The organism is Nocardioides sp. NPDC127514 (assembly GCF_040302125.1).
Taxonomy (GTDB): Bacteria; Actinomycetota; Actinomycetes; order Propionibacteriales; family Nocardioidaceae; genus Nocardioides.
This window is the reverse complement of record NZ_JBEORF010000005.1, coordinates 24,650-49,679: the sequence shown is the minus strand read 5'-3', so window position 1 is coordinate 49,679 and position 25,030 is coordinate 24,650. Positions and strand designations below refer to the sequence as shown.

The following is a 25,030-nucleotide window of genomic DNA, read 5'->3' as shown; positions in this document are numbered from 1 at the left end:
CACCGGATCGACACGGCTCCCGAAGTTTTTTCCGGGAGCCGTGTCGAACCTCTGCTCAGGAGAGGTCGTTGGCCTTCCGGATGACCTCGACGATGTCGGCCATGATCTCGGTGAGGCTGAAGTCCTTAGGCGTGTAGACCGCCGCCACCCCCGACTCGATCAGCGTCTTCGCGTCGGACTCGGGCACGATGCCACCCACGATGACGGGTACGTCACCCAGGCCAGCCGCGCGCAGCCCCTCGACCACCGACGGCACGAGCGACATGTGCGAGCCGGAGAGGATGGAGAGCCCGACGACGTGTACGTCCTCGGCGACCGCAGCGGCGACGATCTGCTCCGGGGTGAGCCGGATGCCCTGGTAGATGACCTCGAAGCCGGCGTCACGGGCGCGGACGGCGACCTGCTCGGCGCCGTTGGAGTGACCGTCCAGGCCCGGCTTGCCGACGAGCATGCGCAGCTTGACGCCGAGCTCCTCGCCGGTGGCCTTGACCCGGTCGCGTACGGCCGACAGCTCGGCGCCGGCCTCCGCGGCACCGACGGCGCCGGAGACGCCGGTGGGCGCCCGGAACTCGCCGAAGACCTCGCGCAGGGTGCCGGCCCACTCCCCCGTGGTCGCGCCCGCACGGGCGGCTTCCAACGTCGCCGACATCAGGTTGGCATCGGTCTTCGCGGCGGCGGCCAGAGCGGCCAGCGCCTCGGAGACGGCCGCCTCGTCACGCTCGGCCTTCCAGGCTTCGAGGGAGGCCTTGGCGGCCTCCTCGGCGCGGGGGTCGGCGACCATGATCGCGGCGTCCAGGTCCGCGGTCAGCGGGCTCGGCTCGGTGGTGGTGAACTTGTTGACGCCGACGATGATCTCCTCGCCGGACTCGATGGCGGCGCGACGGCGCGCGTGCGAAGAGACCAGCTCGGACTTCATGTAGCCGGTGTCGACCGCGGCGATCGCCCCGCCCATGGCCTGGACCCGGTCGATCTCCTCCTTGGCGCCCGCGACGAGCTCGGCCACCTTGGCCTCGACGACCGGGGAGCCGTCGAAGAGGTCGCCGTACTCCAGCAGATCGGACTCGTAGGCGAGGACCTGCTGCAGGCGAAGCGACCACTGCTGGTCCCACGGACGCGGCAGGCCGAGCGCCTCGTTCCAGGCGGGCAGCTGCACCGCGCGCGCCCGCGCGTTCTTGGACAGCGTCACCGCGAGCATCTCCAGCACGATGCGCTGGACGTTGTTCTCCGGCTGCGCCTCGGTCAGGCCGAGGGAGTTGACCTGCACGCCGTAGCGGAACCGGCGCATCTTCGGGTCCTCGACGCCGTAGCGCTCCCGGGTGATCTCGTCCCAGAGCTCGACGAAGGCGCGCATCTTGCACATCTCCTCGACGAACCGCACGCCCGCGTTGACGAAGAACGAGATCCGGCCGACGACCTTGCCGAAGTCCTCCTCGGACACCTGACCGGAGGCCTTGACCTGGTCGAGCACCGCGATGGCGGTGCACATCGCGTACGCGATCTCCTGCACCGGCGTGGCCCCGGCCTCCTGCAGGTGGTAGCTGCAGATGTTGATCGGGTTCCACTTGGGGATCTGGTGGACCGTGTAGGCGATCATGTCGCTGATCAGCCGCAGGGAGTGCTCCGGCGGGAAGACGTACGTCCCCCGGGAGAGGTACTCCTTGATGATGTCGTTCTGCGTGGTGCCGGCCAGCTTGGCGGCCACCTCCGCAGGGTCCATCCCGGGGTTCTGCTCCTCGGCGGCGACCTGATACATCGCGAGCAGCCACATGGCGGTCGCGTTGATCGTCATCGAGGTGTTCATCTCGGTGAGCGGGATCTGGTCGAAGAGCTTGCGCATCTCCCCCATGTGCATGATCGGCACGCCCACCTTGCCGACCTCGCCGCGGGCGAGGACGCTGTCGGGGTCGTAGCCGGTCTGCGTGGGCAGGTCGAAGGCGACCGAGAGACCGGTCTGGCCCTTGGCGAGGTTGGTGCGGTAGAGCTCGTTGGACGCCTCGGCGGTCGAGTGGCCGGCGTACGTGCGCATCAGCCAGGAGCGATCCTTCGCCGGGCGGCTCTGCTCGGAAGGCGTGGTGTCCGTCATAAGAGGCATGCTAGCCCCTCGGTTACCGCTCAGTAACCGGCTCCGGTGTGGAAGATGTCACTCACCGGGCCGCTCCTTTACCCATCGCGCCGCTAGGCGATGAGCGGCGAGTTCTCCACCTCGAGAACACGATAGAGCCTGGAGAGGTGGAGCATCCGGCGCACCGCGGGGGTGCAGCCCTGCAGCGTGAGGCGGCGACCCTCGGCATGGGCCTGCCGGGTCGCGACGGCGAGCAGCTTCAGCGCCGTCACATCGGCACTGCTCACGCCGGAGACGTCGAGCACGACGTCGCCCTCCACCGAGTCGAGATGGTCGTAGATCACGCTGCGTGCCATCCACGTGCTGCGTACGTCGAAATCTCCGCTCAGCACCAGCGTCGGCCCGTCGATCAAGATCTCCATGCCCTGCCTCCATCCCCCAGGAAGTGGATTGCCCTACACAGAAGCCCTACGCATCACATGACGCTCCCTCTCGCCCACTATGACGCGCGGCCGCTCCGATTGGTTGCACCTCACCAGCCTCATTCGTCACTCTTGTCCCAATTTTCTGTCAATTGACCACGTTCGCCGAAAGTAGGCCCTCCGCATAGGCTCAGCGCATGGTCAACCTGACGCGCATCTACACCCGCACCGGCGACGCCGGTGAGACCCGGCTCGGCGACATGAGCCTGACCGCCAAGACCGATCTGCGGCTGGAGGCGTACGCGACGACCGACGAGGCCGGGGCGGCGATCGGTGTCGCACTGGCTCACGGCGGCATCGACGAGGACGTCGTGAAGGTGCTGACGACCGTCCAGAACGACCTGTTCGACGTGGGCGCCGACCTCTCGACGCCGGTCGTCGAGGACCCCGAGTATCCGCCGCTCCGCGTCGAGCAGGCCTACATCGACCGGCTCGAGGCCTGGTGCGACGACTACAACGAGCCGCTGGAGAAGCTGCGCTCGTTCATCCTCTCCGGCGGCACCGTGGCCGCGGCCCACCTGCACGTGGCCCGCACTGTCGTGCGCCGCGCGGAGCGGGCGGCCTGGGCTGCGTACGAGGTCCACGGCGAGACCATGAACAAGCTCGCCCTGACCTACCTCAACCGCCTCAGCGACCTGCTCTTCATCCTCGCCCGGCACGCCAACCGCGAGCAGGGCGACGTCCTGTGGGTGCCGGGCGGCGAACGCTAGAGCCAGCCGCGACGACCCGCCTCGTAGCCGAGCTGGAGGCGGGTGTCGACCTGCGCGCGGTCCATCATCTGGCGTACCCGCCGCTGGACCGTACGCAGCGACAGCCCGAGCTGCGCCCCGATGGAGGCGTCGGTCAGGCCGGCGAGCAGCAGCGAGAGCACCTTGGTGTCCAGGGGCTCGAGGCGATCGGCGGCAGTCTCGACCGTGCCCTCGGGCGTCGCGACGAGCTTGGGGGCCGAGGTCCAGATCAGGTCGAAGAGGGCGATGATCGCGTCGAGAAGGCCGCTGGGGTGGAGCAGCAGGGCGTCTTGGACCGTGTTGTGCTCACCGTTCATCAGCGGGATCAGGGCGATCTCCCGGTCGACGATGAAGGCGCGCAGCGGCACCGTCGGCACCACCCGCAGCTCGATCCCGATCTCGAGGCCGGAGTCGATGGTCTCGTAGATGCCGGGGGTGTCGAAGACCGAGCGCTCCAGGACGATGTCGTGCCGGACGCCACGTTCGATCGCGGCCCGCTCGGCCTCGTCGGCGTCCTCCCGGGTGACGACCGCGGCCTGCGGCTTCTGCAGCGCCTGGATGCACTTCTTCGCCGAGTACTGCAGCTGGGCGAACCGCTGGGCGATGGCCTCGGTGCCGTGGACGACGTCGACGACGTCGGCCACGTCCCGGCGCGCGACCGAGCCCCGATAGAGCCCGGCGAGCTCGGTCATCTCGACCTGCGCGCGGCGCAGCTCGTCCTGGCGCTGGACGAGCAGCGCCCCGAGCGCCACCGCCGGCGGGGAGGCGACGTAGCGATCCTGACCGGCCGAGGCGCGAGCGACCAGGCCCTTTCCCTCCAGCGCGGACAGCACCGCCGAGACCGCGTAGGTGTCCAGGTCGGCCGCTTCGGCCAGCTCTTCAAGGTTGGCCGACGGCGCGGCGACCAGCTGGCGGTAGACCGTCTCCTCGAGATTGTCGAGACCGAGCGCATCGAGCATCCGAGATGCCTTTCCGTGGCGGGGGAACGAACGACGGTCATCATGGCAGATATACGACACGTCACATTCCCGCCATGGCGGTTCGACTTGCATTCACCGGCAACTTGGCCGAAAGTATTCATCGCCACCTCGGTCCGGATCCCCCCGCTCGGATCGAGGTGGCTTTCTTTTTGCGCGACAAAGTTGTCGCGATCGGTTCGGATCCGGTTGTCCGCGACGCGATGTCGGGCGTGCGTCTATGCATGCCGATGAATGCACCGCAACCCCGTGGTGACGCGCTGCTGGTCTAGACCACTGCGACCGCATCGAACGAGACGCTGCTCACCACGAGCGTCCACGAAGTCGCAGAACCCGCCTCATGCTGGAAGAATAGATCGGGTGCCCTTGCTCGAAGCTCTCACGAACGACCTGCTCCGCGAGACCTTCGACCCCCAGACCATCGAGCGTGGCGAGGCCTACGCAGCCCAGGGCCGGGTCGGCGAGCCCCGGGTCACCGAGATCGGCAGCAGTGCGCTGCGAGCGGCGGCCGAGGTCAGAGGCACCAGCCCGGCTCCCTACCGCGTGACCCTCAACCTGGACTCCAGGAACGGTGTCGTCAGAGCGACCAGCTCGTGCAGCTGCCCCGTGCACAACAACTGCAAGCACGGCGCCGCGCTCGGCCTGGTCCTCGCCGGCTCGCGCGCCGCGGCGGCGCCGATGGGCCCGTCGTGGGAGACGGAGCTGCGTACGCTCCTGGGCCAGCTCGCCGAGGACAACAAGCCCGAGGACGACCTGCCCGCGCTGGCGCTCGAGATCGACGTACACAGCCCACGGTCGGCCGTGGCGGGCTCCCCCACCGTCGAGCTGCGCCCGATGCGCATGGGCAACCGCGAGCGCTGGGCGAAGACCGGTGCCGACTGGGCCAACATCCCCAACGCGGTGCCCGGCAAGGACTTCCCCCGCAGCCAGCTGCTCCCCCTGCAGGAGCTGGCCCGCCAGCTGCGGTCCGACCGGCTGCTCTACGCTCGAGGCTCCTCGCTCAGCCTCGCCGACTTCGGCGAGCACGCGGTCAGCCTGCTCCGCGACGCGATCCGCGGCGGTGTGACCGTCCTGCCCGGCGAGAACGTACGCGGCGTGGTGATCTTCGAGGAGCCGCTCTCGCTCGCCGGCGAGCTGCGCCACGAGGACGGCGAGGCCGTCCTCCGCTTCGGACTGGCCCACGGTGACCGGGTCTACGCCGGCCCGACGGTGCTCCCGATCGGTCGCCCGACCCGCTCGGTGGGCGTGCTCGATGCCGGGGTGCTCCATCTCGCCGACCTGTCCGGACCGCTCTCGACCCACGCTCAGCGCCTGGTCACCGCCCGGGACCCGCTGACCGTCCCCGAGGCCGAGATCGGCACACTGAGCGCCCTGCTGGGCCCGCTGGCCCGGCTGGTGCCGCTGCGCTCGGCCGACGACTCCCTCGACATCCCGGAGCCTCCCGCGCCGCGCCTGACCCTGACGGTCACCTGGCGCAGCTCGACGCATGCCACGCTCGGCTGGACCTGGGCCTACGGCGTACGTCACTACCCGGTGGACTCCCGCGAGGACCTCGGCCTGGTTCGCAACCCGGCCGAGGAGGCCGCGCTGCGCGCGAAGGTCTCCACCGAGCTGCTCCGCAAGCAGGAGGTACGCGACGGGGACGCGCTCGCGCTCGCCATCCACGACTTGCCGGCGCTGCGTGAAATCGAGGGCGTCGAGGTCACCGAGGTCGAGCGGCCCGACTTCCGCGAGACCGACGAGGACCCCGAGATCTCCTTCGAGATCACCTCGCCCGACGGTGCCGCCGTGGCCGGGCAGGACTGGCTCGACCTGCAGGTCGTGATCCGGATCGGCTCCGAGGCAGTCCCGCTCCCCGACGTGCTCGGGGCGCTGACCCGCGGCGACGACCACCTGATCCTTCCCAGCGGCACCTACATCACCACCGACCGCCCCGAGCTCGACCGACTGCGCAACGTCGTCGAGGCCGCCGGCCAGCTCCACGAGCGCACCGGCGATGGGATCGCGGTCGGCAAGCACGACCTCGGCGTCTGGGCCGAGCTCGCCGAGCTCGGCGTGGTCGACCAGCAGGCCGCCGAATGGGTCCAGCGCGCCCAGGCGCTGCGCGACCTGCGCGAGATCCCCCGGCCGGAGCCGACCGGGCTGGCCACCGAGCTTCGCCACTACCAGCTCGACGGATTCCACTGGCTGGCGTTCCTGCACGAGCAGGGTCTCGGCGGGATCCTCGCCGACGACATGGGTCTGGGCAAGACGCTCCAGGTGCTGGCCACGATCTCCCACGCGGTGCACACCCAGCCGGAGACACGCGTCCCCTATCTCGTGGTGGCTCCCACCAGCGTCGTACCTGCCTGGGTGCAGGAGGCCCGCCGCCACACCCCCGGCCTCCGGGTGAGCACGGTGAGCAAGCGCATCGACTCAGTCGCCGAGGCCCGCGAGGGCGCCGACGTCGTCGTCACGACGTACGCCATCCTCCGGCTCGAGCAGGACGCCTTCGCCGGGCGCCCGTGGGCCGGTCTCGTCCTCGACGAGGCCCAGCAGGTCAAGAACCACCAGTCCAAGACGTACGCAGCGGCCCGCCGCATCGATGCCCGCTGGCGTCTCGCGGTGACGGGCACGCCGTTCGAGAACCGGCTGATGGAGCTGTGGGCGCTGCTCTCGATCACGGCGCCGGGGCTCTACCCCAGCCCGCGGCTGTTCCGCGACACGGTGGTCTCTCCCGTCGAGAAGTCAGGTGACGACGCGGCGCTGCGCCGGTTCCGGACCCGGCTGCGTCCGTTCCTGCTGCGGCGTACGAAAGAGCTCGTCGCCGACGACCTGCCGCCCAAGCAGGAGCAGGTCCTCGGCGTGGACCTCAACCCGGCGCACCGCAAGATCTACGACGCCCACCTGGCCAAGGAACGGCAGCGGATCTTGCACCTGCTCGACGACTTCAACGACAACCGGGTCGCGATCCTCAGTGCGCTGACCAGGCTGCGACAGCTCTCCCTCGACCCCGGCCTGGTGGACCCCGATGACGACGACGTCGGCTCCGCCAAGCTCGACACGCTGGTCGACCACATCGAGGAGCTCGCCGCCGAGGGCCACAAGGCGCTGGTCTTCAGCCAGTTCACCTCGTTCCTCGGCCGGGCGCGCACTCGCCTCAAGGAGGCGGGCATCGACGCCGCCTACCTCGACGGCGCCACCCGCGACCGCGGCGCGGTCATCGAGAGCTTCCGCGACGGCGACGCCCCGGTCTTCCTGATCTCCCTGAAGGCCGGTGGCGTCGGTCTGACCCTGACCGAGGCCGACTACGTCTTCGTGCTCGACCCGTGGTGGAACCCCGCCGCCGAGGCCCAGGCCGTCGACCGCGCCCACCGCATCGGCCAGACCCAGCACGTCATGGTCTACCGGCTGGTCTCGACCGATACGATCGAGGAGAAGGTCATGGAGCTCAAGGAGCGCAAGGCCGAGCTCTTCGCGAAGGTCGTCGACGGCGAAGGCGCCATGGGCTCCACCATCGGCGCCGACGACATCCGCGCACTCTTCGAGTAGCCGAGTCGGCGCATCTGCACGCCTTGGAGCGAAGCGGGCGCAGCCCGTCTGGTGTAGCCGAGTCGGCGCATCTGCACGCCTTGGAGCGAAGCGAAGCGAGCGAGGCGTGCGGATGCGCCGACTCGGCTCGTGTTTACGTCAGTTTGCGCCGACTCGGCATTGCAACTAAGTACGCCGCCTTGCGACCGTCGCCGCCAACGCCGCCGCAGGAACCATCAGGACCGCAACGACCAGCAGCGCCCTCAGGGTGCCGATCTGATCGCCCACGGCGCCCAGGATGGGCGGGAAGCCGAGGAAGGCCCCGTAGGCCAGCGTGGAGACGACCGAGACGCGAGCAGCGGCCCGGGTCTCGTCGTCGGCGGCGATGCTGATCCCCAGCGGAAAGCCGAGGGCCGCGCCGAAGCCCCACAGGACGATCCCGGCCAGCGCGAGCCCGAACGAGCCGGCGAACACCGTCAGCACGATCCCGATGCCCGCCAGCGCCGCCGAGGTGATCAGGACCGGCTGCCGGCCGACTCTGTCGATCACCTTCGCGCCGGCGAAGCGGGCGAGGCTCATGCAGAAGACGAACGCCGCATAGCACGCCACCCCGACCCGGTGGCTCACGTCGTAGCCGTCGATCATCGCCAGCGAGACCCAGTCGTTGGCGCTGCCCTCGGCGGCGGCGAAGGCGAGCACCATGAGGCCCAGCAGCAGCGTCTGGGGTGAGCGCCAGGCGGCGATCAGCTCACGCCGCGGCGAGTGCCCCTCCGGGGGCGCCTCGGCCGGAAGGAACCCCAGCGTCCCCCACCAGCAGACCGCCAGCGCGATCGCCGCGACCCCGGCGATGTGCCACACCGTCGGCAGCGTGCCCACCAGGGCGATGCCCAGCAGTCCGCCGAGCACGGTCCCGACGCTCCACATGGCGTGCAGCTGCGGCATCAGCGTCTTGCCGCCGAGCCGCTCGACCGCGGCCCCTTCGACGTTCATGGCGACGTCCCAGACCCCGTAGCCGACCCCGTACGTCACCAGGAACAGCGCCACCAGCCACGCCTGTTCCAGCCAGCTGCCGGAGATCGCCACCAGGGTCAGGGAGGCGACGCAGAGCACCGCACAGCGGCGTACGACCCGGGCAGCGCCCCAACGCATCACCAGTCCCCCGGCGAGCGGCAGCGCGGCGACGGAGCCGATGCCCATCGCCAGCAGCATCAGGCCGACGGCCGAGTTGTTCAGGCCGAGGCTCTCGCGGAGCGCGGGGATGCGGGAGATGAAGGTCGCGGACAGCAGACCGTTGGTGGCGAACGCCACCACCGATCCGGCCTGGGCACGGCGGAGGGGCGTCACAGGTAAAGGCTAGTGCGCCCGGGGCCGCGTCCAGGTGCGGGGATCAGTCCCGCTTCTTCTCGTACGGCCCGCCGCGGCCGAAGATCGGCAGCACCCACGGCTGGCGCAGCGGGGCGCCGGCGAGCGCGACGACCGCGAAGGCGGCCGCGAGCACCCAGGCGATCCCGTAGAGCGCGCCCCCGAGGCCGAAGGTCACGATCGTGACTGCGAGCAGGGTGAGCTGCAGGTTGAGGGCACCGGCAGCGTGGTGCTTCACGAACTCGGAACGCTTGCCGACGGTGTAGTAGAGGATCGCCGGGCCGACGACGATCGGCACCAGGGTCGTGGCCTGGGCGAGGGCGCCCAGGAGCCGCTCCTCGGTGGTCGGCGGCGGCAGCAGGTCGCGGGCGGGCTTCGCCGCAGCCGGAGCTGGGGCCGGCTGCGCGACCAGGTCGCGGGTGATCGGCTCCAGGGCGGCGTACGTCTTCGACTTCATGGTCAGGTCGAACCGGAGGTCGAACTCGGCCTGGTCGAGGCGGCCGTCGGCGTAGGCGGACTTGAGGACGTCGATCACGCGGTCGCGATCGGCGTCGGTGCAGCGCAGCTCGTCGCCGGGGAGCTGAGTCGCCGGGGTGGGTGGGATGGGCGGGGTCGGGATCGGGGCAGTTGAGGACATACCTCTACGATCCGCCGCAGACGCCTTCCGGACAATCAGGGAAGCCCCCGAAAGCAAACCGACCGACCCCGGTGTTGTGCCGGAGACGGTCGGAGGAAGACGTCAGAAGACGGTCCAGGTGGACCGCATCGGGCGAGACTCCAGCCAGGCCTGGAAGCCGATCAGGGTCTGCTGGTCCATGGCCAGATCGATGTGTTCGCCCTTGACGTCGCAGGTCACGATCAGGCTCTCGGGGTAGAGGACGAGCTCCTCGATCCCCTCAGGAGAGCGGCTGGAGACATAGACGATCTCGACCCGGCGCCAGACCCGTTTGGGCTTGGGCGAGAGGGAGAAGATCCGGAACCACTCCAGCTGCGCATCGCCGGAGTAGCGGCCGATGCCGATGACCCAACCGCGCCCGGGACTGGTGTCCCGGACGCGGTGGCTCAGTTCGAAGACGCCGCCGTTGCGAGCGAGCAGACGGCGGCGAACGGCGATCCCGACGCCATAGGCGAGGACAAGCAGAAGCAATGCGGCCACAACGGCCAAGAGCAGCTCCCACCATGCCATCCGGGTATCGCCCCTCTTTCCCTAGGAGGCCTTCTCGACAGCGCGGATGCGTGCCTCGGCACGACGGATGCGCTTCTCGGCGTCGTTGTTGGTGCCGAGCAGGCGACGGGCCTCCTCGAGCTCGATCTCGGCCTCGCCGAGGTCGATCTCGTGGGCCAGCAGAATGTGCTCGGACAGGATCGAGACGCGGTCGTTGGCCACCGAGAGGAAGCCACCGGCGACGGTCGCGATGACCTCGGTGCCCTCCTCCGGGGTGATCTCCACGACCGCCTCGGTGAGAGCCGACAGCACCGGCGCGTGACCGCGCAGGACGCCGACATCACCGTCGACCGTTCGGGCGATGACCATGGTGGCCCCGCCGCTCCAGACCACGCGGTCTGCAGCGACGAGCTCCACCTGAAGTGCGTCCGTCATCAGAGGCTCTTCTGGATCTCGGCCCACTTCGCCTCGACGTCGTCGAGGCCACCGCACATGAAGAACGCCTGCTCGGCGACGTGGTCGTACTCACCCTCGGCGATCTTGTTGAACGCCTCGATGGTGTCCTTGACCGGAACCGTCGAACCCTCGATGCCGGTGAACTGCTTGGCGACGTAGGTGTTCTGCGACAGGAACCGCTGGATCCGGCGAGCGCGGGAGACGATGATCTTGTCTTCCTCGGAGAGCTCGTCGACACCCAGGATCGCGATGATGTCCTGCAGCTCCTTGTTGCGCTGGAGGATCTGCTTGACGCGGACGGCGCAGTCGTAGTGGTCCTGACCGATGTACTGCGGGTCCAGGATTCGCGACGTCGAGGTCAGCGGGTCCACGGCCGGGTAGATACCCAGCGACGCGATCTCGCGGGAGAGCTCGGTGGTCGCGTCGAGGTGGGCGAACGTGGTCGCCGGGGCCGGGTCGGTGTAGTCGTCGGCCGGCACGTAGATCGCCTGCATCGAGGTGATCGAGTGACCACGCGTCGAGGTGATCCGCTCCTGGAGCTGACCCATCTCGTCAGCCAGGTTGGGCTGGTAGCCAACGGCCGAAGGCATCCGACCCAGCAGGGTCGAGACCTCGGAGCCCGCCTGGGTGAAGCGGAAGATGTTGTCGATGAACAGCAGCACGTCCTGGCCCTGGACGTCGCGGAAGTACTCCGCCATCGTCAGCGCCGAGAGGGCCACGCGAAGACGGGTGCCCGGCGGCTCGTCCATCTGGCCGAAGGTCAGGGCGACCTTGTCGTAGACGCCGGCCTCCTGCATCTCGTGGATGAGGTCGTTGCCCTCACGGGTGCGCTCGCCGACACCGGCGAACACGGAGACACCACCGTGGTTCTTGGCGACTCGGGCGATCATCTCCTGGATGAGGACGGTCTTGCCGACGCCCGCACCACCGAAGAGGCCGATCTTTCCACCGGTCACGTAGGGGGTGAGGAGGTCGATGACCTTGATGCCCGTCTCGAACATCTGGGTCTTGGACTCGAGCTGGTCGAAAGCCGGAGCCTTGCGGTGGATGCCCCAGCGCTCGTTGACCTCGACCGTGGACGGGTCGACGTCGAGGATGTCGCCGGTCGCGTTGAACACGTGGCCGAGGGTGACGTCACCCACGGGAACCGTGATCGGGCCACCCGTGTCACGCACCGAGGAGCCGCGTACGACGCCGTCGGTCGGCTTCAGCGAGATCGCGCGGACCATGCCGTCGCCGATGTGCTGGGCAACCTCGAGCGGCAGGGTCGTCGTCTCACCGCTGATGGTGACCTCGACCTCGAGCTTGTTGTAGATGTCCGGCATGGCGTCGACGGGGAACTCCACGTCGACGACCGGGCCGATCACGCGGGCGATGCGGCCCGTCGTGGTCTTCTCGTCAACCTGTGCGGTCATTTTCTAGTCAGTCTTTCTGTGGGTTCTCAGTCGTTCGCAGCCTGGGCGTCGGCGAGCGCGTTCACGCCGCCGACGATCTCGCTGATCTCCTGGGTGATGCCTGCCTGGCGAGCCTGGTTGGCAACCCGGGTGAACTTCTTGATGAGCTCATCGGCATTGTCGGTAGCCGACTTCATCGCCTTCTGACGCTGGGCCAGCTCGGAGGCGGCGGCCTGCAGCAGCGCGAACCAGATCCGGCTCACGACGTACTGCGGGAGCAGCGAGTCGAGCACGGCCTCGGCCGACGGCTCGAACTCGTAGAGCGGCAGGACGTCGCCCTCGGCCGGAGCCTCGGTGCCCTCCACGACCTCCAGAGGCAGGAGACGTACGGCGGTGGGCTTCTGCGTCATCATGGTGATGAACCGCGTGTAGACCACGTGGACCTCGTCGACGCCGGGAGCGGCGGCCTTCTCGGCCTCGGTGCCCTCGACGAAGACCTCGATCAGCTTCTCGCCGATCTCCTTGGCCGCGTCGTACTCCGGACGGTCGGAGAAGCCGGTCCAGGCCTGCGCCACGGAACGACCGCGGAACTTGTAGAAGGCCTCCGCCTTGCGTCCGGTGACGTAGAGGTCAACCTCCTTGCCCTCGGCCTTGAGCTTCTCGACCAGGCCCTCGGCCTCCTTGAGCACGCTCGAGGAGTAGGAGCCGGCCAGACCACGGTCGCTGGTGACCACCAGGACGGCGGCGCGGGTGGGCGCCTCCGGCTCGGTGGTCAACGGGTGGTCCACGTTGGAGTAGGTCGCCACCGCCGAGACGGCGCGGGTGAGCTCACGGGCGTACGGCGCGGCCGCATTGGCCCGCTGCTGCGCCTTGATGATCCGGGACGCAGCGATGAGCTCCATGGCACGCGTGATCTTCTTCATCGACTCCGTCGACTTGATCCGCGCGCGGAGTTCACGCACTGACACGGCCATGGGTCAGCCCCGCTTCTGCTTGACGATCTGCTCCTGCTCGACGTCCTCGTCAGCCAGGGCCTGCTCCTTGGCGGAACCCGGCTTGATCGAGTGGCCCTCCGAGGTCTCGAACTGGTCGAGGAAGGAGTCGTAAGCCTTCTTCAGCTCGGACTCGGTGGAGTCCTCGAACTTCAGCGACTCACGGATGCCGGCGAGGATGCCGTCGTGGGAGCGACGCAGGAAGTCGAGGAACTCCCGCTCGAACTTGAGCACGTCCTCGACCGGGACGATGTCCAGGCCGCCCGAGGTGCCCAGCCACAGCGAGACGGTCATCTCGTCGATCGGGTAGGGCGAGTAGGCCGGCTGCTTGAGCAGCGCCATCAGCCGCTGACCCCGGGCCAGCTGCTGCTTCGAGGCCGCGTCCAGGTCGGAGGCGAACATCGCGAAGGCCTCCATCGCGCGGTACTGCGCGAGCTCGACCTTGAGCGAGCCGGTGACGCCCTTGAGGGCCTTGGTCATCGCGGCGCTACCGACGCGGGAGACCGAGACGCCGACGTCGATCGCCGGGCGCTGGTTGGCGGCGAACAGGTCGGACTGCAGGAAGATCTGACCGTCGGTGATGGAGATGACGTTGGTCGGGATGAACGCCGAGACGTCGTTGGCCTTGGTCTCGATGATCGGCAGACCGGTCATCGAGCCCTTGCCCATCTCGTCGGAGAGCTTCGCGCAGCGCTCCAGCAGCCGGGAGTGCAGGTAGAAGACGTCACCCGGGTAGGCCTCACGGCCCGGCGGGCGGCGCAGCAGCAGCGACACGGCGCGGTAGGCCTCGGCCTGCTTGGTCAGGTCGTCGAAGACGATCAGGACGTGCTTGCCCTCGTACATCCAGTGCTGGCCGATGGCCGAGCCGGTGTAGGGGGCGAGGTACTTGAAGCCGGCGGAGTCGGAGGCCGGAGCCGCGACGATCGTGGTGTACTCCAGCGCGCCGGACTCCTCGAGGGCGCCACGCACGGAGGCGATGGTCGAGCCCTTCTGGCCGATGGCGACGTAGATGCAGCGGACCTGCTTGTCGGGGTCGCCCGACTCCCAGTTCTGCTTCTGGTTGATGATCGTGTCGATCGCGACCGTGGTCTTACCGGTCGAGCGGTCACCGATGATCAGCTGACGCTGGCCACGGCCGATCGGGGTCATCGCGTCGATCGCCTTGATGCCGGTGGCGAGCGGCTCGTGCACCGACTTGCGGGCCATCACGCCGGGAGCCTGGAGCTCCAGGGCGCGGCGGCCGACCGTCTCGATGTCGCCGAGGCCGTCGATCGCGTTGCCGAGCGGGTCCACGACGCGGCCGAGGTAGCCGTCACCGACGGGGACCGAGAGAACCTCGCCCGTACGTCGGACCGACTGGCCCTCCTCGATCTTGTCGAAGTCACCCAGGACGACGACACCGATCTCGCGGGTGTCCAGGTTCAGGGCGAGACCAAGGGTGCCGTCCTCGAACTCGAGGAGCTCGTTGGTCATGGCCGAGGGCAGACCCGACACGCGGGCGATGCCGTCCGCGGTCGAAGCGACGGTGCCGACCTCCTCGGTCTTCGCCGCCTCCGGCTTGTAGTCCGCGACGTACTTTGCCAGTGCGTCCCGGATCTCGTCGGGACGGATGGAGAGCTCCGTCATCTGTGCCTTCTCTCTCAGTTCTTACAAGTCAGTCTGTGTCACACAGGGGTCGTACGGCCAGTTGACGGCCGCGGTGCCGGATCAGCCGGCCAGGGCTCGCTGCGCCCCTTCGAGGCGACTCGAGACGGTGCCGTCGATGACGTCGTCACCGATCGATACCTTGATGCCACCGACGACAGCCGGATCGACGACCACGTTGAGGTGGACCTCACAGCCGTACTTCCTCGCCAGTGCTGCCGCCAGACGGGTGGTCTCGGCCTCCGAGAGCGGGGCCGCAACGCGGATGACCGCGGTGCCCTCGTCTGCGACGGATGCCGCGACCTTCTGGTATTCACCGAGAGCAGCCGATGCGGTGCGGTAGGTGCCCGCCAGCGCCTGCTTCGTCAGGGTCACGGTCGCCGGAAGCGCCTTGCCCCCGAGCAGCGTGTCGACCAGCGCGGCCTTGTCCTCGGTCGTACGGGCCGGGTCGGAGAGCGCGTCGCGCAGCTCCGGCGTCTCCTGCACGGCCTGCTGGACCGCGAACAGCTCGTCGGCGAGGCGCTTGGCCTCGCCTCCGGCGCTGCGGACCGCGGCGATCTCGCTCAGTCGCTCGACCGCATCGCTCAGGTCACCGGCGTGCGTCCAGCGGTGCTTGACCGCCGACTCGAACACGCCGAGTCCCGTTGCGTCGACCTTCCCGCCGAACAGCTCAGCGACGAGGCCGGTCTTGGCCTCCTGCGGCACCGAGGCGTCGGTGACGAAGCGGCGCAGAGCTGCCTCGGCACGGAGGGTCTGGGAGACCTCGAAGAGGGTGTCGGCCGCCTTCGCCGCCGCCTCGGGAGAGGCGGAGACGGCGGTCTTCAGCTCCTCGGTCAGGGCGGCAACGGCGTCGGCCGACGCTCCACGGAAGTCCATCAGTGAACCCCTGCCTCGAGGTCAGCGAGGAACCGCTCGACCACACGGCTGGAACGCTCGTCGTCGTCCAGCGACTCGCCGACGATACGACCGGCGAGACCGGTGGCCAGCGAGCCGACCTCGGTCTTGAGCGACGTAGCAGCCGCCTGGCGCTCGGCCTCGATCTGCGCCTTGCCGGCGGTGATGATGCGCTCGGCCTCGGCCTGCGCCTCGAGGCGCATCTCGGCCTTGATCGCGGCGCCCTCCTCGCGAGCCTGCTCGCGGATGCGGGCAGCCTCGTGGCGGGCGTCGGCCAGCTGGGCCTCCAGCTGGGCGAGCTTGGCATCTGCCTCGGCCTGCTTGGCGTTGGCGTTCTCGATGCCACCTTCGATCGCCGCGGTTCGATCGGCGTACGCCTTCTCGAAGTTCGGAACGATGAACTTCGCAACTCCCACGAAGAGGAGGGCGATGACGATGAAACCGAGGATGATCTCCGGGACGTGCGGGACCAACGGGTTGATCTCGGTCTCCGCAGCGGTTACCTGGGTAAGGATCATGTCGGAACCTTCAGTAGTTCCCTACGTCAGCGAAGGACGAAGGCGAGAGCCAGGGAGATGATGAAGAACTGCTCACAGAGTGCGAAGCCGAGGATCGCGATCGCCTGCAGGCGGCTCTGGGCCTCCGGCTGACGGGCAACACCGGCGACGTACGCGGCGAAGATCAGACCGACACCGACACCCGGGCCGATGGCGGAGAGGCCGAGGCCGATGATTCCGAGCTGTCCCTCCATGGGGATATTCCTTTCGGTTGCGACGCGATATGCGTCGGTTGTTGTGCGTCGTAGTGGTTGAGCTGTTGGTCCGAGCCTGAACGGATCAGTGCTCGTCCGCGACTGCACCGGCGATGTACATCGCCGAGAGCAGGGTGAAGACGTAGGCCTGCAGGAACATGATCAGCATGTCCAGGAAGGACACGAAGATGCCGAGCAGGAAGGCGAAGACGCCGGCGGCGACGCCCTGCCACGCGGGAGCGTAGTCCAGGATCAGCCAGGCGCCACCGATGGAGAAGAGCGCCACCAGCAGGTGACCGGCGAACATGGTCGCGAAGAGACGGATCGCCAGCGTGAACGGGCGGACCACGATGTTGGAGAGGAACTCCAACGGGACCATCATGAGAAGGATCGGGCCGCTCACGCCGCTGGGCACGGTCTGGAGCTTGAGGTAGCCGACGAAACCGTGCTTCGCGATGCCGACGATGTTGTAGATCAGCCAGGTGATGACCGCCAGGGCCGCCGTGTAGCCGATGTGCGACATCGTGGGGAACTGGACGAACGGGATGATCCCGTAGAAGTTGTTGATGATGATGAAGATGAAGACCGTGAAGAGGTACGGCACGAACCTCATGTAGTCCTTCGACCCGATGATGTCGCGGGCGATGGAGTTGCGGACCATCCCGTAGACGTACTCACCGGCGAACTGCAGACGGCTCGGAACCACGGCGGCCTTGCGGGAGGCGGCGTAGAAGAAGCCGAAGCCGATCACGACGGACAGCAGGACCAGGAGACTCACCTTGGTCAGGGCCCAGTCGCCGGACCCGACGATCGGCGGAAGGAAGAAGTCCGCGGGCCCCGGGATATGAGGCCCCGACTCCGACGCCATAACGGTGGCGGCAAGCGACTTCACGCTGTCTCCTGTTTGTTCGAACTTACGATTCTGGGTGGCGAGCCTCTGAGGCTCGGGCATCATCCCGGCGGCCGCCCCCGACGGCCCGGACGATATCAGGCGCTACTGACGGGTCACGAGTCTGCCCCGGGCAGGTCGAAGAGCGGGATTCGCTCGCGTCGCACCAGGAACGCGAACGTGGTCGTCCAAGCGATGGTGAGCGCCATGACCGAGAAGGCTGCCGGACGTACGACAGCGTCTCCCCCGGTCTGCGAGACGACCAGCAGGACAACGAAGAGAACCATGCCTGACAGCGTGAAAACACCGACGGCGGCGGGCAACGACAGCGCGGGCGACTTCGCCGCGATCCAGAACATCGCCCAGGAGCCGACCGCCAGCACGACGACGGTGGCGATCGATCCGATCGCAGCACCGGTCAGACCATCAGTCCCGGATAGAACAAAGGCCACCGCGAGGGCCGCGAGCACAGCAACTGCGGACACTGCGGCAGAACCTCGCAGCACCTTGGACTTGCTGGTTGCGGTCGTCATCGTCGGCGGCCGTTCTCTCTGGGGGCATTTCACGTGTTCAGGAGCGTATCCCGAACGCTCGTGAAAACTATCACAAGCGTCTTTGGGCGCCCTAATTGATCGATCAAGGCACCGCTACCGGGGCTGGTTCTCCAGCGGGGTGAGGTCCTCGGGGACCTCGAGGAGCTTGTCGGTGCGCTCGCCGCGGATCTTCGGGAGGACGAAGGTGAGGAGCACGATGAGGGCGGTGGCGACGACGACGCCGACGATGACGACGGGCCCGCGGTAGAGGGTCACGAAGACCGATCCGAAGGACATCAGGCCGGCCCAGAGCCACATGATCAGCACGGCACGGCGCTGGGAGTGGCCGATCTCCAGAAGGCGGTGGTGGAGGTGCTTCTTGTCGGCGGCGAAGGGTGACCGGCCGGCGCGGGTGCGGCGTACGACGGCCAGCACGAGGTCGACGAGAGGAACCACCAGGATCGTCAGGGGTAGCAGCAACGGCAGGAAGGTCACCAGGAGCGCGGTGGAGGCGTCGAAGGCGTTCACGTTCAGCCCGCCGGCGTTGTAGGAGCCCGAGAGGGTGACCGCGCTGGCGGCGAGGATCAGACCGATCAGCATCGAGCCGCTGTCCCCCATGAACAGCCGAGCAGGATGCCAGTTGTGGATGAGGAAGCCGACGCAGGCTCCGGCGAGGGCGACGGTCAGGAGAGCCGCGGTCGACGCGCGGCCGATGTCGTTGATCCGGGTGAACTGGTAGCAGAACAGGAAGAGCGCCAGCGCGCCGATACCGACGACCCCCGCGGCCAGACCGTCGAGCCCGTCGATGAAGTTGACGGCGTTGACCACGGTGATCACGACGAGCCCGGTGAGCAGCGCGCCCTGAGCGGGGTCGATCGAGAACTGGGTGCCGTCGGGGAAGGTGATCAGGCTGTACTGGAGGTTGAAGCCCACCAGGATCGCGGTCGCCAGCACCTGACCGCCCAGCTTGGTGAGGGCGTCGAGCTCGAAGATGTCGTCGACGACGCCGACGATGCAGATCAGCGCGCCGGCGAGGATCACCACGCCGGTGTCCTGGAGCACGAAGTCCGGCGCATCGGCCAGGAACGGCAGCTCGCGGGCGACCAGGTAGGCGGCGACGAGGCCACCCAGCATCGCCACGCCACCCATGTAGGGGATCGGAACGGCGTGCACGTCGCGGTCACGGACCTTCGCGACGGCCCCCGTGCGCATCGCGAACTCGCGGGCGACGACGGTGAGCAGGTAGGTCACCACGGCGGCGACCAGGAAGAGGAGGACGTAGGCGCGCATCAGGCTTCTGTGTCAGCGTCCGTGGCGGGCGAGTCGGTGTCGGTCACGGACGGGTCCGGATCACCCGGTCGGCGGATGGCGACATCGTGCGGGGCGAGGATCTCGTTGATCCGATCGATGCTGATCGCGCCCTCCCGGAGGACCTTCGGTTCGTCACCGGTGGCGGAGATGATCGTGGACGCCTCGCCGACCGGCGACTCGCCCCCGTCGATGATGGCCTTGACCATCTTGCCGAGCATCTCGTCGGCCTGGTCCGCGTTGGTGGCCGCAGGCTTCGTGGTGCGGTTGGCCGAGCTGGTCGCTAGCGGACCGACCCGGTCGATGATGCGGCGCAGGATGTCGGAGTCGGGGATGCGTACGGCCACGGTCTGGCGGGCCTCGCCCAGGTCCCACTGCAGCGACGGCTGCTGGTGGAACACGACCGTCAGCGCACCGGGCCACAGCTCCTCGACGAGGCTGCGCGCCCAGTCGGGGATCCGTGTCGCTAGGGCGTCGAGGGTGGCGACGTTGGAGATCAGCACGGGCGGCGGCATCGAGCGGCCTCGGCCCTTGGCGGCGAGCAGACCGGCCACGGCGCCTTTGTCGAACGCGTCGGCGGCGATGCCGTAGACCGTGTCGGTCGGTACGACCACGAGCTCGCCGGCCTGAAGGGCAGCCACAGCAGCATCGATCGCCTCGGTCTGCTCGTCCTCGGTCGCGATCGGGTAGCGCTCAGTCACAGTGCTCATGTTGCCAGTTGTGCGGTCGTGAAGCGCGGACGGCCTGCCAGATCGAGGTGATCGCGTACGTCCTGCCATCTTCCGGTGGCGGCGAAGACCGCCGGGGCTCCACCGTTCTGACCGTCCGGTCCCTGCTCGTCGGCGTGCTCGAAGCCGACCACTCCCCCGGGCTTGAGCAGCTCGGCGGCCCGCCGTTCCAGGACGCGGATCGCGTCCAACCCGTCCTGCCCGGAGAAGAGCGCGAGGTCCGGGTCGTGGTCCCGCGCCTCGGCGGCGACCGACTCCCAGGCTTCGAGGGGGATGTACGGCGGGTTGCAGACGAGCACGTCGACGCTGCCGTCCAGGTCGGTGAACGCCTCGGCCATGTCGCCCTGCCGGAGGTCCACGCCGGTGCCGGTCAGGTTGCGTACGGCCCAGGGGTAGGCATCCTCGGAGAGCTCGACCGCGTGCACCTCGGCGCCCGGGACCTCGTCGGCGATGCTCTTCGCGATCGCTCCCGATCCCGTGCAGAGGTCGACGACGACGGGCTGGTCGAGGGTCGCCGCCCGGTCGATCGCCCAGCCCGCGAGCAGCTCGGTCTCGGGCCGGGGCACGAAGACGCCGGGACCGACGGCGAGCTCGACGTGCCGGAAGTACGCCACCCCGGTCAGGTGCTGCAACGGCTCGCGCTCCGCGCGGCGGGCGAGCAGGTCCGCGTAGGCCTTCTCGTGGGGCTCTGCCACGTCGTCGACGAGGAAGAGGCGGTTGCGGTCGGTGTCGAGGACATGGGCCAACAAGATGGCCGCATCGGCGTCCGGGCTCGCGACTCCGGCCTCTGCGAGCTGCTTTCGGGCACTTGCCAGAAGTGTGCGCGGGGCGGTCATGGGCAACTGCTCCTGAATGTGTTAGTCATGCTTTACCCGGCTGAGGGTAACGTTCGGGCGCCTCAACGGTTCTTCCGGTCATATCGGGGGACGCGGGACTGGCCGCCACACCTCGCCGGGCGCTGTGCTGCCCCACCATCACACCCGAGATCTCCCCCGGAAGGAAACATCACCCCATGAAGTGGCTCTTGCTGCTTGCACTCATCCTCGTCCTCGCCCTCCTGATCTGGTTCTTCTTCGGACGGCCAGTCCGCAAGGACGCCAAGGCCGCACACCGAGCGGACGACGAGACCCCGGCAGCCGAGGCCACCGCTGCGCCCGTCGCCGCTGCCACCGTCCCCGCCGAGGCCTCCGTGGCTGAGGCTCCCGCAGCCGAGGAGCCCGCCGCTGAGGAGCCCGCGGCCGAAGAGTCCACCGAGGCTCCTGTCGAGGCCGAGGTCGCCGAGACGATCACGGACGACGTGACCGAGGCGGATACCGCGGCCGTCGTCGCGGAGGCCGAGAGCGTGACCGCCGCTGCCGCCGCTGAGCCCGACACCGCCGAGGCTCCGGCCGCGGAGGCTGCCGTGGCCGCCGAGCCGGAGGCGGCCCCGGCCGCCGAGGCGCCCGCCGCGACCAACGGTGCTCCCTACGCCGGCGCCGTGCTGCCGGCCGCTGACGGAAGCAGCTCGGATGCTGCGTACGACATCAAGGGCAGCAGCGGGAAGAAGTACCACACGACGGCGAGCCCCTACTACGGCCGCACCAAGGCAGCCGTCTACTTCGACTCCGAGGAGTCGGCCAAGGCCGCCGGCTTCGTCGTGGGCTTCAAGAAGAAGGCCAACGCCTGACCTGCACAGACAGACGTCGAAGGTCGCAGTCACTCGGTGACTGCGACCTTCGACGTTGTGGGTGTCCTCAGGAGTCGAGCGAGGCCAGGCGGGCCGCCAGATCGGCGTCCACGGCGCTGCCGATCACCGGCTCCAGGTCGCCGTCGAGGACCTGGTCGAGGTTGTAGGACTTGTAGCCGGTGCGGTGGTCGGAGATGCGGTTCTCCGGGAAGTTGTAGGTGCGGATGCGCTCGGAGCGGTCGACGGTGCGCACCTGCGAGCGGCGGGCGTCGGATGCTTCCGCGTCGGCAGCGTCCTGGGCCGCCTGGAGCAAGCGCGAGCGGAGCACGCGCATGGCCTGCTCCTTGTTCTGCAGCTGCGACTTCTCGTTCTGCATCGAGACGACGATGCCGGTGGGGATGTGGGTGATCCGGACCGCCGAGTCGGTGGTGTTGACCGACTGGCCGCCGGGACCCGAGGAGCGGTAGACGTCGATGCGGAGGTCGTTGTCGTTGATCTCGACATCGATGGGCTCGGCCTCGGGAACCACCAGGACACCGGCGGCAGAGGTGTGCACGCGGCCCTGCGACTCGGTGACCGGCACCCGCTGGACGCGGTGTACGCCGCCCTCGAACTTGAGCAGCGCATAGGGCGCCCGGCCGGGCTCGGGGGTCCCCTTCGCCTTCACCGCGACGGTGACCGACTTGTAGCCGCCGAGATCGGACTCGTTGGCGTCGAGGAACTCGAGCTTCCAGCCCTGGCGCTCGGCGTAGCGGGTGTACATCCGCAGCAGGTCGCCGGCGAACAGCGCCGACTCCTCACCGCCCTCCCCCGACTTCACCTCGAGGATGGCGTCCTTGTCGTCGGTCGGGTCACGAGGCACGAGCAGGCGGCGCAGCCGCTCCTCGGCCTCCTCGCGCTGAGGCACCAGCGCGTCGGCCTCCTCGGCGAACGCGGGGTCCTCCCCCGCCAGCTCGCGGGCGGCCTCGATGTCGTCACCGAGCTGCTGCCAGGAGTGGTAGGCGTCGATGATCGAGCTCAGCTCGGCGTACCGCTGGTTGAGCTTCTTCGCAAGGCGCGCGTCGGCGTGGGTCTCGGGCTCGGCGAGCCGCTTCTCCAGCCCCTGGTGCTCCTCGATCAGCCCTTCGACTGCTTCAAACTGTGACATCTCCGCCTCGCTTCGTACGCCTGTGAAACCCTCCAAACACGCCAGCGCCGGCCACCCGCAGATGCGGGGGCCGGCGCTGGGAAGCAGCTACTTGTTGCGCTTGCCGAAGCGAGCCTCGAAGCGAGCCACGCGGCCGCCGGTGTCGAGGATCTTCTGCTTGCCCGTGTAGAACGGGTGGCAGTTGGAGCACACGTCGGCGCGGATGGCGCCCTCGGCCACCGTGCTGCGGGTGGTGAACGAGTTGCCGCAGGTGCAGGTGACCTGGGTCTCGACGTAAGTCGGGTGGATATCGGGCTTCATGAGGTTCCTCTCAAGACATGGGGTTCCGGGTCGCCACCGCAGGTTGCGGGACGTGAACCGGCACCGAGGATTCAGTGTATGTGAACGCCTGGGGCCGCCAATAATTCCCGGCGGCCCCGGACGCACACAGCAGTCAGCTCTTGGCGACCTCGTTGAGCAGCACCATGTTGGTGGCAGAGCCGGCGACCTTCTCGACCAGGACCGAGGCGGCCTTGGCACCGTCGAGCGTGGCCAGCGAGGCGCGCAGCTTGCGCACCGCGTCGCCCTCGCCACCGGCGAAGAGCAGGTCGTCGCGGCGGGTGCCGGAGGCGTTGACGTCGACGGCGGGGAAGATCCCGGCCTCGGCGTACTCCTCGCTCAGGCGCAGCTCGGAGTTGGCGGTGTCCTTGAACGCGTCGAAGATGATCTCGTCGGTCTTGGAACCGGTCTCGACCGCGGCCGTGGCCAGGATGGTCAGCGAGCCGCCGTCCTCGACGTTGCGGGCCGCACCGAAGAACCGCTTGGTCGGGTAGAGCGCCGCGGAGTCGACGCCGCCACCGAGGATCCGGCCCGACGCCGGGACGGAGAGGTTGTACGCCTTGCCCAGGCGGGTCAGCCCGTCGAGCAGGACGACCACGTCGTGGCCGAGCTCGACCAGGCGCTTGGCCCGCTCGATCGCCAGCTCGGCGACCACGGTGTGGTCGGCAGGCTGACGGTCGAAGGTGGAGGCGATGACCTCGCCCTTGACGCTGCGCTCGAAGTCGGTGACCTCCTCCGGGCGCTCGTCGACGAGCACCACCATCAGGTGGCACTCGGGGTTGTTGGCGGTGATCGCTCCGGCGATCGCCTGCAGGACGGTCGTCTTGCCCGCCTTCGACGGCGAGGCGATCAGGCCGCGCTGGCCCTTGCCGATCGGCGAGATCAGGTCGATGACCCGACCGGTGACCGGGTCGGAGCCGCCCTCGAGGCGGAGCCGCTGGTCGGGGTGGACCGGGGCGAGCTTGTCGAACTCGACGCGGTGCCTGGCGACCTCGGGGTCGGCACCGTTGACCGAGTCGATGCGCACCATCGGGTTGTACTTCTCCTTGCGCTCGCCCTCACGGGGCTGGCGCACCTGGCCGACGATCGCGTCGCCACGGCGCAGGCCGAGGCGCTTGACCAGCGACAGGGAGAGGTAGACGTCGTCGGGCCCGGGCAGGTAGCCCGAGGTGCGGACGAAGGCGTAGTTGTCGAGTACGTCCAGGATGCCCGCCGCGGGCACGAGCACGTCGTCCTCGAGGACGGTCGTGTCCGGCTCGCCGCGGCCCGGGCGGTTGCGGTCGCGGTCGCGGCCACGGCGGCGGCGGTTGCGACGGCTGCCACCCTCGCCGTCGTCATCGCCCGCGTCGTCGGCCGAGTCGGCCGGCCGCTCCTTCTGGGCGTCCTCGTTCTTCTTCTCGGCGGCAGGCTGGCCGGCCTTGGCCGGACCCTTGTTCTGGCCACCACCGGCGGGCTGACCGGACTGGCCGGACTGACCGGACTGACCGCCCTGGCCCTGACCGCCCTGGCCGCCGCTCTTGTTCTGGTTCTGGTTGCGCTGGCGACGCGGGCGCTGGGTGCCCTCGTTGCCGGCGTCAGCAGCCTCGGCGGACTTCTCCGCGGGCTTCTCGGCCTTCTCGGCCGGCTTCTCTGCGGTCTTCTCCGCAGGCTTCTCAGCGGCAGGCTTCTCGGCAGCAGGCTTCTCGGCGGCGGCAGGCTTCTCAGCCCTCTCCGCCGGCGCCGACTGCGCCCGGCTGCTCTGCGCAGCCTTGATCGCGTCGATCAGCTGGGCCTTCTTCATCGAGTTCGCCCCGGTGATACCCATACCGTTCGCCATCGCCTTGAGGTCGGCGAGGAGCATTCCGCCAAGGCCACCGCGCTTCTTCGGGGCTGCGTTCGGCTCCGGCGCAGTGGATTCCATGGTTTCAGTCACGTGAGTCCTTTCCCACGTATCGCCGATCGGCGTACGACGCCGACGGCTCGTTTGTCAGAACCCCTGACGCGCCGATGCGCGCCAAACGAAGTGGCACGGCGCGAAAGGGGGA

The 25,030-nt window shown here is 68.7% G+C and carries 25 protein-coding genes; 4 read left to right on the top strand and 21 right to left on the bottom strand.

Annotated elements, in window-relative coordinates:
- Positions 1 to 55 precede the first annotated feature (55 nt).
- Both ABTX24_RS05270 and ABTX24_RS05265 read right to left on the bottom strand, forming a co-directional pair.
- Positions 56 to 2,083 (bottom strand): ethylmalonyl-CoA mutase, encoded by a 2,028-nt coding sequence (locus tag ABTX24_RS05270; protein WP_160027769.1) that lies wholly within the window; start codon positions 2,081 to 2,083, stop codon positions 56 to 58.
- A gap of 92 nt (positions 2,084 to 2,175) precedes the next feature.
- Positions 2,176 to 2,484, bottom strand: coding sequence for an STAS domain-containing protein (locus tag ABTX24_RS05265; RefSeq protein WP_160027767.1), 309 nt, complete (start codon positions 2,482 to 2,484; stop codon positions 2,176 to 2,178).
- A 197-nt stretch (positions 2,485 to 2,681) separates the two neighbouring features.
- Between ABTX24_RS05265 and ABTX24_RS05260 the strand changes: the two genes are divergently transcribed.
- Positions 2,682 to 3,254 carry a cob(I)yrinic acid a,c-diamide adenosyltransferase gene (locus tag ABTX24_RS05260; RefSeq protein ID WP_350837908.1) on the top strand — a complete coding sequence of 191 codons (573 nt, stop codon included), beginning with the start codon at positions 2,682 to 2,684 and terminating at the stop codon, positions 3,252 to 3,254.
- Here ABTX24_RS05260 and ABTX24_RS05255 read toward each other — a convergent pair.
- Positions 3,251 to 4,231 (bottom strand): helix-turn-helix domain-containing protein, encoded by a 981-nt coding sequence (locus ABTX24_RS05255; protein ID WP_160027763.1) that lies wholly within the window; start codon positions 4,229 to 4,231, stop codon positions 3,251 to 3,253. The two genes, ABTX24_RS05260 and ABTX24_RS05255, sit on opposite strands and share 4 nt — an antisense overlap.
- 74 nt (positions 4,232 to 4,305) lie before the next feature.
- On the opposite strand from ABTX24_RS05255, the gene ABTX24_RS05250 reads away from it, so the two are divergent.
- Together ABTX24_RS05250 and ABTX24_RS05245 are read left to right on the top strand one after the other, a co-directional pair.
- Positions 4,306 to 4,521 carry a hypothetical protein gene (locus ABTX24_RS05250; protein WP_160027762.1) on the top strand — a complete coding sequence of 72 codons (216 nt, stop codon included), beginning with the start codon at positions 4,306 to 4,308 and terminating at the stop codon, positions 4,519 to 4,521.
- Positions 4,522 to 4,609: 88 nt separating this feature from the next.
- Positions 4,610 to 7,780, top strand: coding sequence for a DEAD/DEAH box helicase (locus ABTX24_RS05245; RefSeq protein WP_350837905.1), 3,171 nt, complete (start codon positions 4,610 to 4,612; stop codon positions 7,778 to 7,780).
- A gap of 165 nt (positions 7,781 to 7,945) precedes the next feature.
- On the opposite strand, the gene ABTX24_RS05240 is transcribed toward ABTX24_RS05245, so the two are convergent.
- The 15 genes from ABTX24_RS05240 to prmC form a co-directional block, all read right to left on the bottom strand.
- The gene (locus ABTX24_RS05240; protein WP_350837903.1) at positions 7,946 to 9,103 is read right to left on the bottom strand and encodes an MFS transporter; all 1,158 of its coding nucleotides are present in this window, start codon (positions 9,101 to 9,103) and stop codon (positions 7,946 to 7,948) included.
- Positions 9,104 to 9,146: 43 nt separating this feature from the next.
- Positions 9,147 to 9,758 (bottom strand): DUF1707 domain-containing protein, encoded by a 612-nt coding sequence (locus ABTX24_RS05235; RefSeq protein ID WP_160027758.1) that lies wholly within the window; start codon positions 9,756 to 9,758, stop codon positions 9,147 to 9,149.
- Positions 9,759 to 9,860: 102 nt separating this feature from the next.
- Positions 9,861 to 10,277 (bottom strand): DUF2550 domain-containing protein, encoded by a 417-nt coding sequence (locus ABTX24_RS05230; RefSeq protein ID WP_350713203.1) that lies wholly within the window; start codon positions 10,275 to 10,277, stop codon positions 9,861 to 9,863.
- 51 nt (positions 10,278 to 10,328) lie between these two features.
- On the bottom strand, positions 10,329 to 10,721 hold the full coding sequence (locus ABTX24_RS05225; RefSeq protein ID WP_160027754.1) for a F0F1 ATP synthase subunit epsilon: 393 nt from the start codon (positions 10,719 to 10,721) through the stop codon (positions 10,329 to 10,331).
- The gene (gene atpD, locus ABTX24_RS05220) at positions 10,721 to 12,157 is read right to left on the bottom strand and encodes a F0F1 ATP synthase subunit beta (protein WP_160027752.1); all 1,437 of its coding nucleotides are present in this window, start codon (positions 12,155 to 12,157) and stop codon (positions 10,721 to 10,723) included. Before atpD ends, ABTX24_RS05225 begins: the two co-directional genes overlap by 1 nt.
- A gap of 26 nt (positions 12,158 to 12,183) precedes the next feature.
- Complete coding sequence (locus ABTX24_RS05215) at positions 12,184 to 13,110, bottom strand: F0F1 ATP synthase subunit gamma (protein ID WP_160027750.1); 927 nt, start codon at positions 13,108 to 13,110, stop codon at positions 12,184 to 12,186.
- 3 nt (positions 13,111 to 13,113) lie between these two features.
- A complete protein-coding gene (gene atpA / locus ABTX24_RS05210; protein WP_160027748.1) occupies positions 13,114 to 14,754 on the bottom strand; it encodes a F0F1 ATP synthase subunit alpha in 1,641 nt (546 codons plus the stop codon).
- An 81-nt stretch (positions 14,755 to 14,835) separates the two neighbouring features.
- Positions 14,836 to 15,648, bottom strand: coding sequence for a F0F1 ATP synthase subunit delta (locus ABTX24_RS05205; protein WP_350837900.1), 813 nt, complete (start codon positions 15,646 to 15,648; stop codon positions 14,836 to 14,838).
- The gene (locus ABTX24_RS05200) at positions 15,648 to 16,184 is read right to left on the bottom strand and encodes a F0F1 ATP synthase subunit B (protein WP_160027744.1); all 537 of its coding nucleotides are present in this window, start codon (positions 16,182 to 16,184) and stop codon (positions 15,648 to 15,650) included. Before ABTX24_RS05200 ends, ABTX24_RS05205 begins: the two co-directional genes overlap by 1 nt.
- A gap of 26 nt (positions 16,185 to 16,210) precedes the next feature.
- Positions 16,211 to 16,417 (bottom strand): ATP synthase F0 subunit C, encoded by a 207-nt coding sequence (locus ABTX24_RS05195; RefSeq protein WP_091047785.1) that lies wholly within the window; start codon positions 16,415 to 16,417, stop codon positions 16,211 to 16,213.
- Positions 16,418 to 16,502: 85 nt separating this feature from the next.
- Positions 16,503 to 17,309: a F0F1 ATP synthase subunit A gene (atpB, locus tag ABTX24_RS05190; protein WP_201451248.1), complete on the bottom strand. Its 807-nt coding sequence runs from the start codon at positions 17,307 to 17,309 to the stop codon at positions 16,503 to 16,505.
- Positions 17,310 to 17,422: 113 nt separating this feature from the next.
- Entirely contained in the window at positions 17,423 to 17,791 is a 369-nt protein-coding gene (locus ABTX24_RS05185) for a hypothetical protein (RefSeq protein ID WP_160027742.1), read from the bottom strand.
- A 162-nt stretch (positions 17,792 to 17,953) separates the two neighbouring features.
- Positions 17,954 to 19,129 carry a glycosyltransferase family 4 protein gene (locus ABTX24_RS05180; RefSeq protein WP_160027740.1) on the bottom strand — a complete coding sequence of 392 codons (1,176 nt, stop codon included), beginning with the start codon at positions 19,127 to 19,129 and terminating at the stop codon, positions 17,954 to 17,956.
- Positions 19,129 to 19,857 carry an L-threonylcarbamoyladenylate synthase gene (locus ABTX24_RS05175; protein WP_350837897.1) on the bottom strand — a complete coding sequence of 243 codons (729 nt, stop codon included), beginning with the start codon at positions 19,855 to 19,857 and terminating at the stop codon, positions 19,129 to 19,131. The genes ABTX24_RS05180 and ABTX24_RS05175 overlap by 1 nt, the downstream gene beginning before the upstream one ends.
- Positions 19,854 to 20,711, bottom strand: coding sequence for a peptide chain release factor N(5)-glutamine methyltransferase (prmC, locus tag ABTX24_RS05170; protein WP_160027738.1), 858 nt, complete (start codon positions 20,709 to 20,711; stop codon positions 19,854 to 19,856). The genes ABTX24_RS05175 and prmC overlap by 4 nt, the downstream gene beginning before the upstream one ends.
- 176 nt (positions 20,712 to 20,887) lie before the next feature.
- Between prmC and ABTX24_RS05165 the strand changes: the two genes are divergently transcribed.
- Complete coding sequence (locus ABTX24_RS05165; RefSeq protein WP_160027737.1) at positions 20,888 to 21,541, top strand: sunset domain-containing protein; 654 nt, start codon at positions 20,888 to 20,890, stop codon at positions 21,539 to 21,541.
- Positions 21,542 to 21,608: 67 nt separating this feature from the next.
- Here the strand turns inward: ABTX24_RS05165 and prfA are convergent, their stop codons facing one another.
- From prfA to rho, 3 genes are all read right to left on the bottom strand, one after another.
- Positions 21,609 to 22,688, bottom strand: a complete 1,080-nt coding sequence (gene prfA / locus ABTX24_RS05160; RefSeq protein ID WP_160027735.1) for a peptide chain release factor 1 — start codon at positions 22,686 to 22,688, stop codon at positions 21,609 to 21,611.
- An 87-nt stretch (positions 22,689 to 22,775) separates the two neighbouring features.
- Positions 22,776 to 22,988: a 50S ribosomal protein L31 gene (rpmE, locus tag ABTX24_RS05155; RefSeq protein WP_160027733.1), complete on the bottom strand. Its 213-nt coding sequence runs from the start codon at positions 22,986 to 22,988 to the stop codon at positions 22,776 to 22,778.
- 133 nt (positions 22,989 to 23,121) lie between these two features.
- A complete protein-coding gene (gene rho / locus ABTX24_RS05150) occupies positions 23,122 to 24,906 on the bottom strand; it encodes a transcription termination factor Rho (protein WP_350837894.1) in 1,785 nt (594 codons plus the stop codon).
- Positions 24,907 to 25,030 lie beyond the last annotated feature (124 nt).

What these genes read in the sequence shown, in the direction of transcription:
- ABTX24_RS05215 (WP_160027750.1), bottom strand. Translation starts at nt 13,110, where the DNA reads ATGGCCGTGTCAGTGCGTGAACTCCGCGCGCGGATCAAGTCGACGGAG.
- ABTX24_RS05175 (WP_350837897.1), bottom strand. Translation starts at nt 19,857, where the DNA reads ATGAGCACTGTGACTGAGCGCTACCCGATCGCGACCGAGGACGAGCAG.
- ABTX24_RS05195 (WP_091047785.1), bottom strand. Translation starts at nt 16,417, where the DNA reads ATGGAGGGACAGCTCGGAATCATCGGCCTCGGCCTCTCCGCCATCGGC.
- rpmE (WP_160027733.1), bottom strand. Translation starts at nt 22,988, where the DNA reads ATGAAGCCCGATATCCACCCGACTTACGTCGAGACCCAGGTCACCTGC.
- ABTX24_RS05165 (WP_160027737.1), top strand. Translation starts at nt 20,888, where the DNA reads ATGAAGTGGCTCTTGCTGCTTGCACTCATCCTCGTCCTCGCCCTCCTG.
- ABTX24_RS05265 (WP_160027767.1), bottom strand. Translation starts at nt 2,484, where the DNA reads ATGGAGATCTTGATCGACGGGCCGACGCTGGTGCTGAGCGGAGATTTC.
- ABTX24_RS05200 (WP_160027744.1), bottom strand. Translation starts at nt 16,184, where the DNA reads ATGATCCTTACCCAGGTAACCGCTGCGGAGACCGAGATCAACCCGTTG.
- ABTX24_RS05250 (WP_160027762.1), top strand. Translation starts at nt 4,306, where the DNA reads ATGGCGGTTCGACTTGCATTCACCGGCAACTTGGCCGAAAGTATTCAT.
- ABTX24_RS05255 (WP_160027763.1), bottom strand. Translation starts at nt 4,231, where the DNA reads ATGCTCGATGCGCTCGGTCTCGACAATCTCGAGGAGACGGTCTACCGC.
- atpA (WP_160027748.1), bottom strand. Translation starts at nt 14,754, where the DNA reads ATGACGGAGCTCTCCATCCGTCCCGACGAGATCCGGGACGCACTGGCA.
- atpD (WP_160027752.1), bottom strand. Translation starts at nt 12,157, where the DNA reads ATGACCGCACAGGTTGACGAGAAGACCACGACGGGCCGCATCGCCCGC.
- ABTX24_RS05235 (WP_160027758.1), bottom strand. Translation starts at nt 9,758, where the DNA reads ATGTCCTCAACTGCCCCGATCCCGACCCCGCCCATCCCACCCACCCCG.
- ABTX24_RS05225 (WP_160027754.1), bottom strand. Translation starts at nt 10,721, where the DNA reads ATGACGGACGCACTTCAGGTGGAGCTCGTCGCTGCAGACCGCGTGGTC.
- ABTX24_RS05270 (WP_160027769.1), bottom strand. Translation starts at nt 2,083, where the DNA reads ATGACGGACACCACGCCTTCCGAGCAGAGCCGCCCGGCGAAGGATCGC.
- prmC (WP_160027738.1), bottom strand. Translation starts at nt 20,711, where the DNA reads ATGACCGCCCCGCGCACACTTCTGGCAAGTGCCCGAAAGCAGCTCGCA.
- ABTX24_RS05205 (WP_350837900.1), bottom strand. Translation starts at nt 15,648, where the DNA reads ATGGACTTCCGTGGAGCGTCGGCCGACGCCGTTGCCGCCCTGACCGAG.
- rho (WP_350837894.1), bottom strand. Translation starts at nt 24,906, where the DNA reads ATGGAATCCACTGCGCCGGAGCCGAACGCAGCCCCGAAGAAGCGCGGT.
- ABTX24_RS05180 (WP_160027740.1), bottom strand. Translation starts at nt 19,129, where the DNA reads ATGCGCGCCTACGTCCTCCTCTTCCTGGTCGCCGCCGTGGTGACCTAC.
- ABTX24_RS05260 (WP_350837908.1), top strand. Translation starts at nt 2,682, where the DNA reads ATGGTCAACCTGACGCGCATCTACACCCGCACCGGCGACGCCGGTGAG.
- prfA (WP_160027735.1), bottom strand. Translation starts at nt 22,688, where the DNA reads ATGTCACAGTTTGAAGCAGTCGAAGGGCTGATCGAGGAGCACCAGGGG.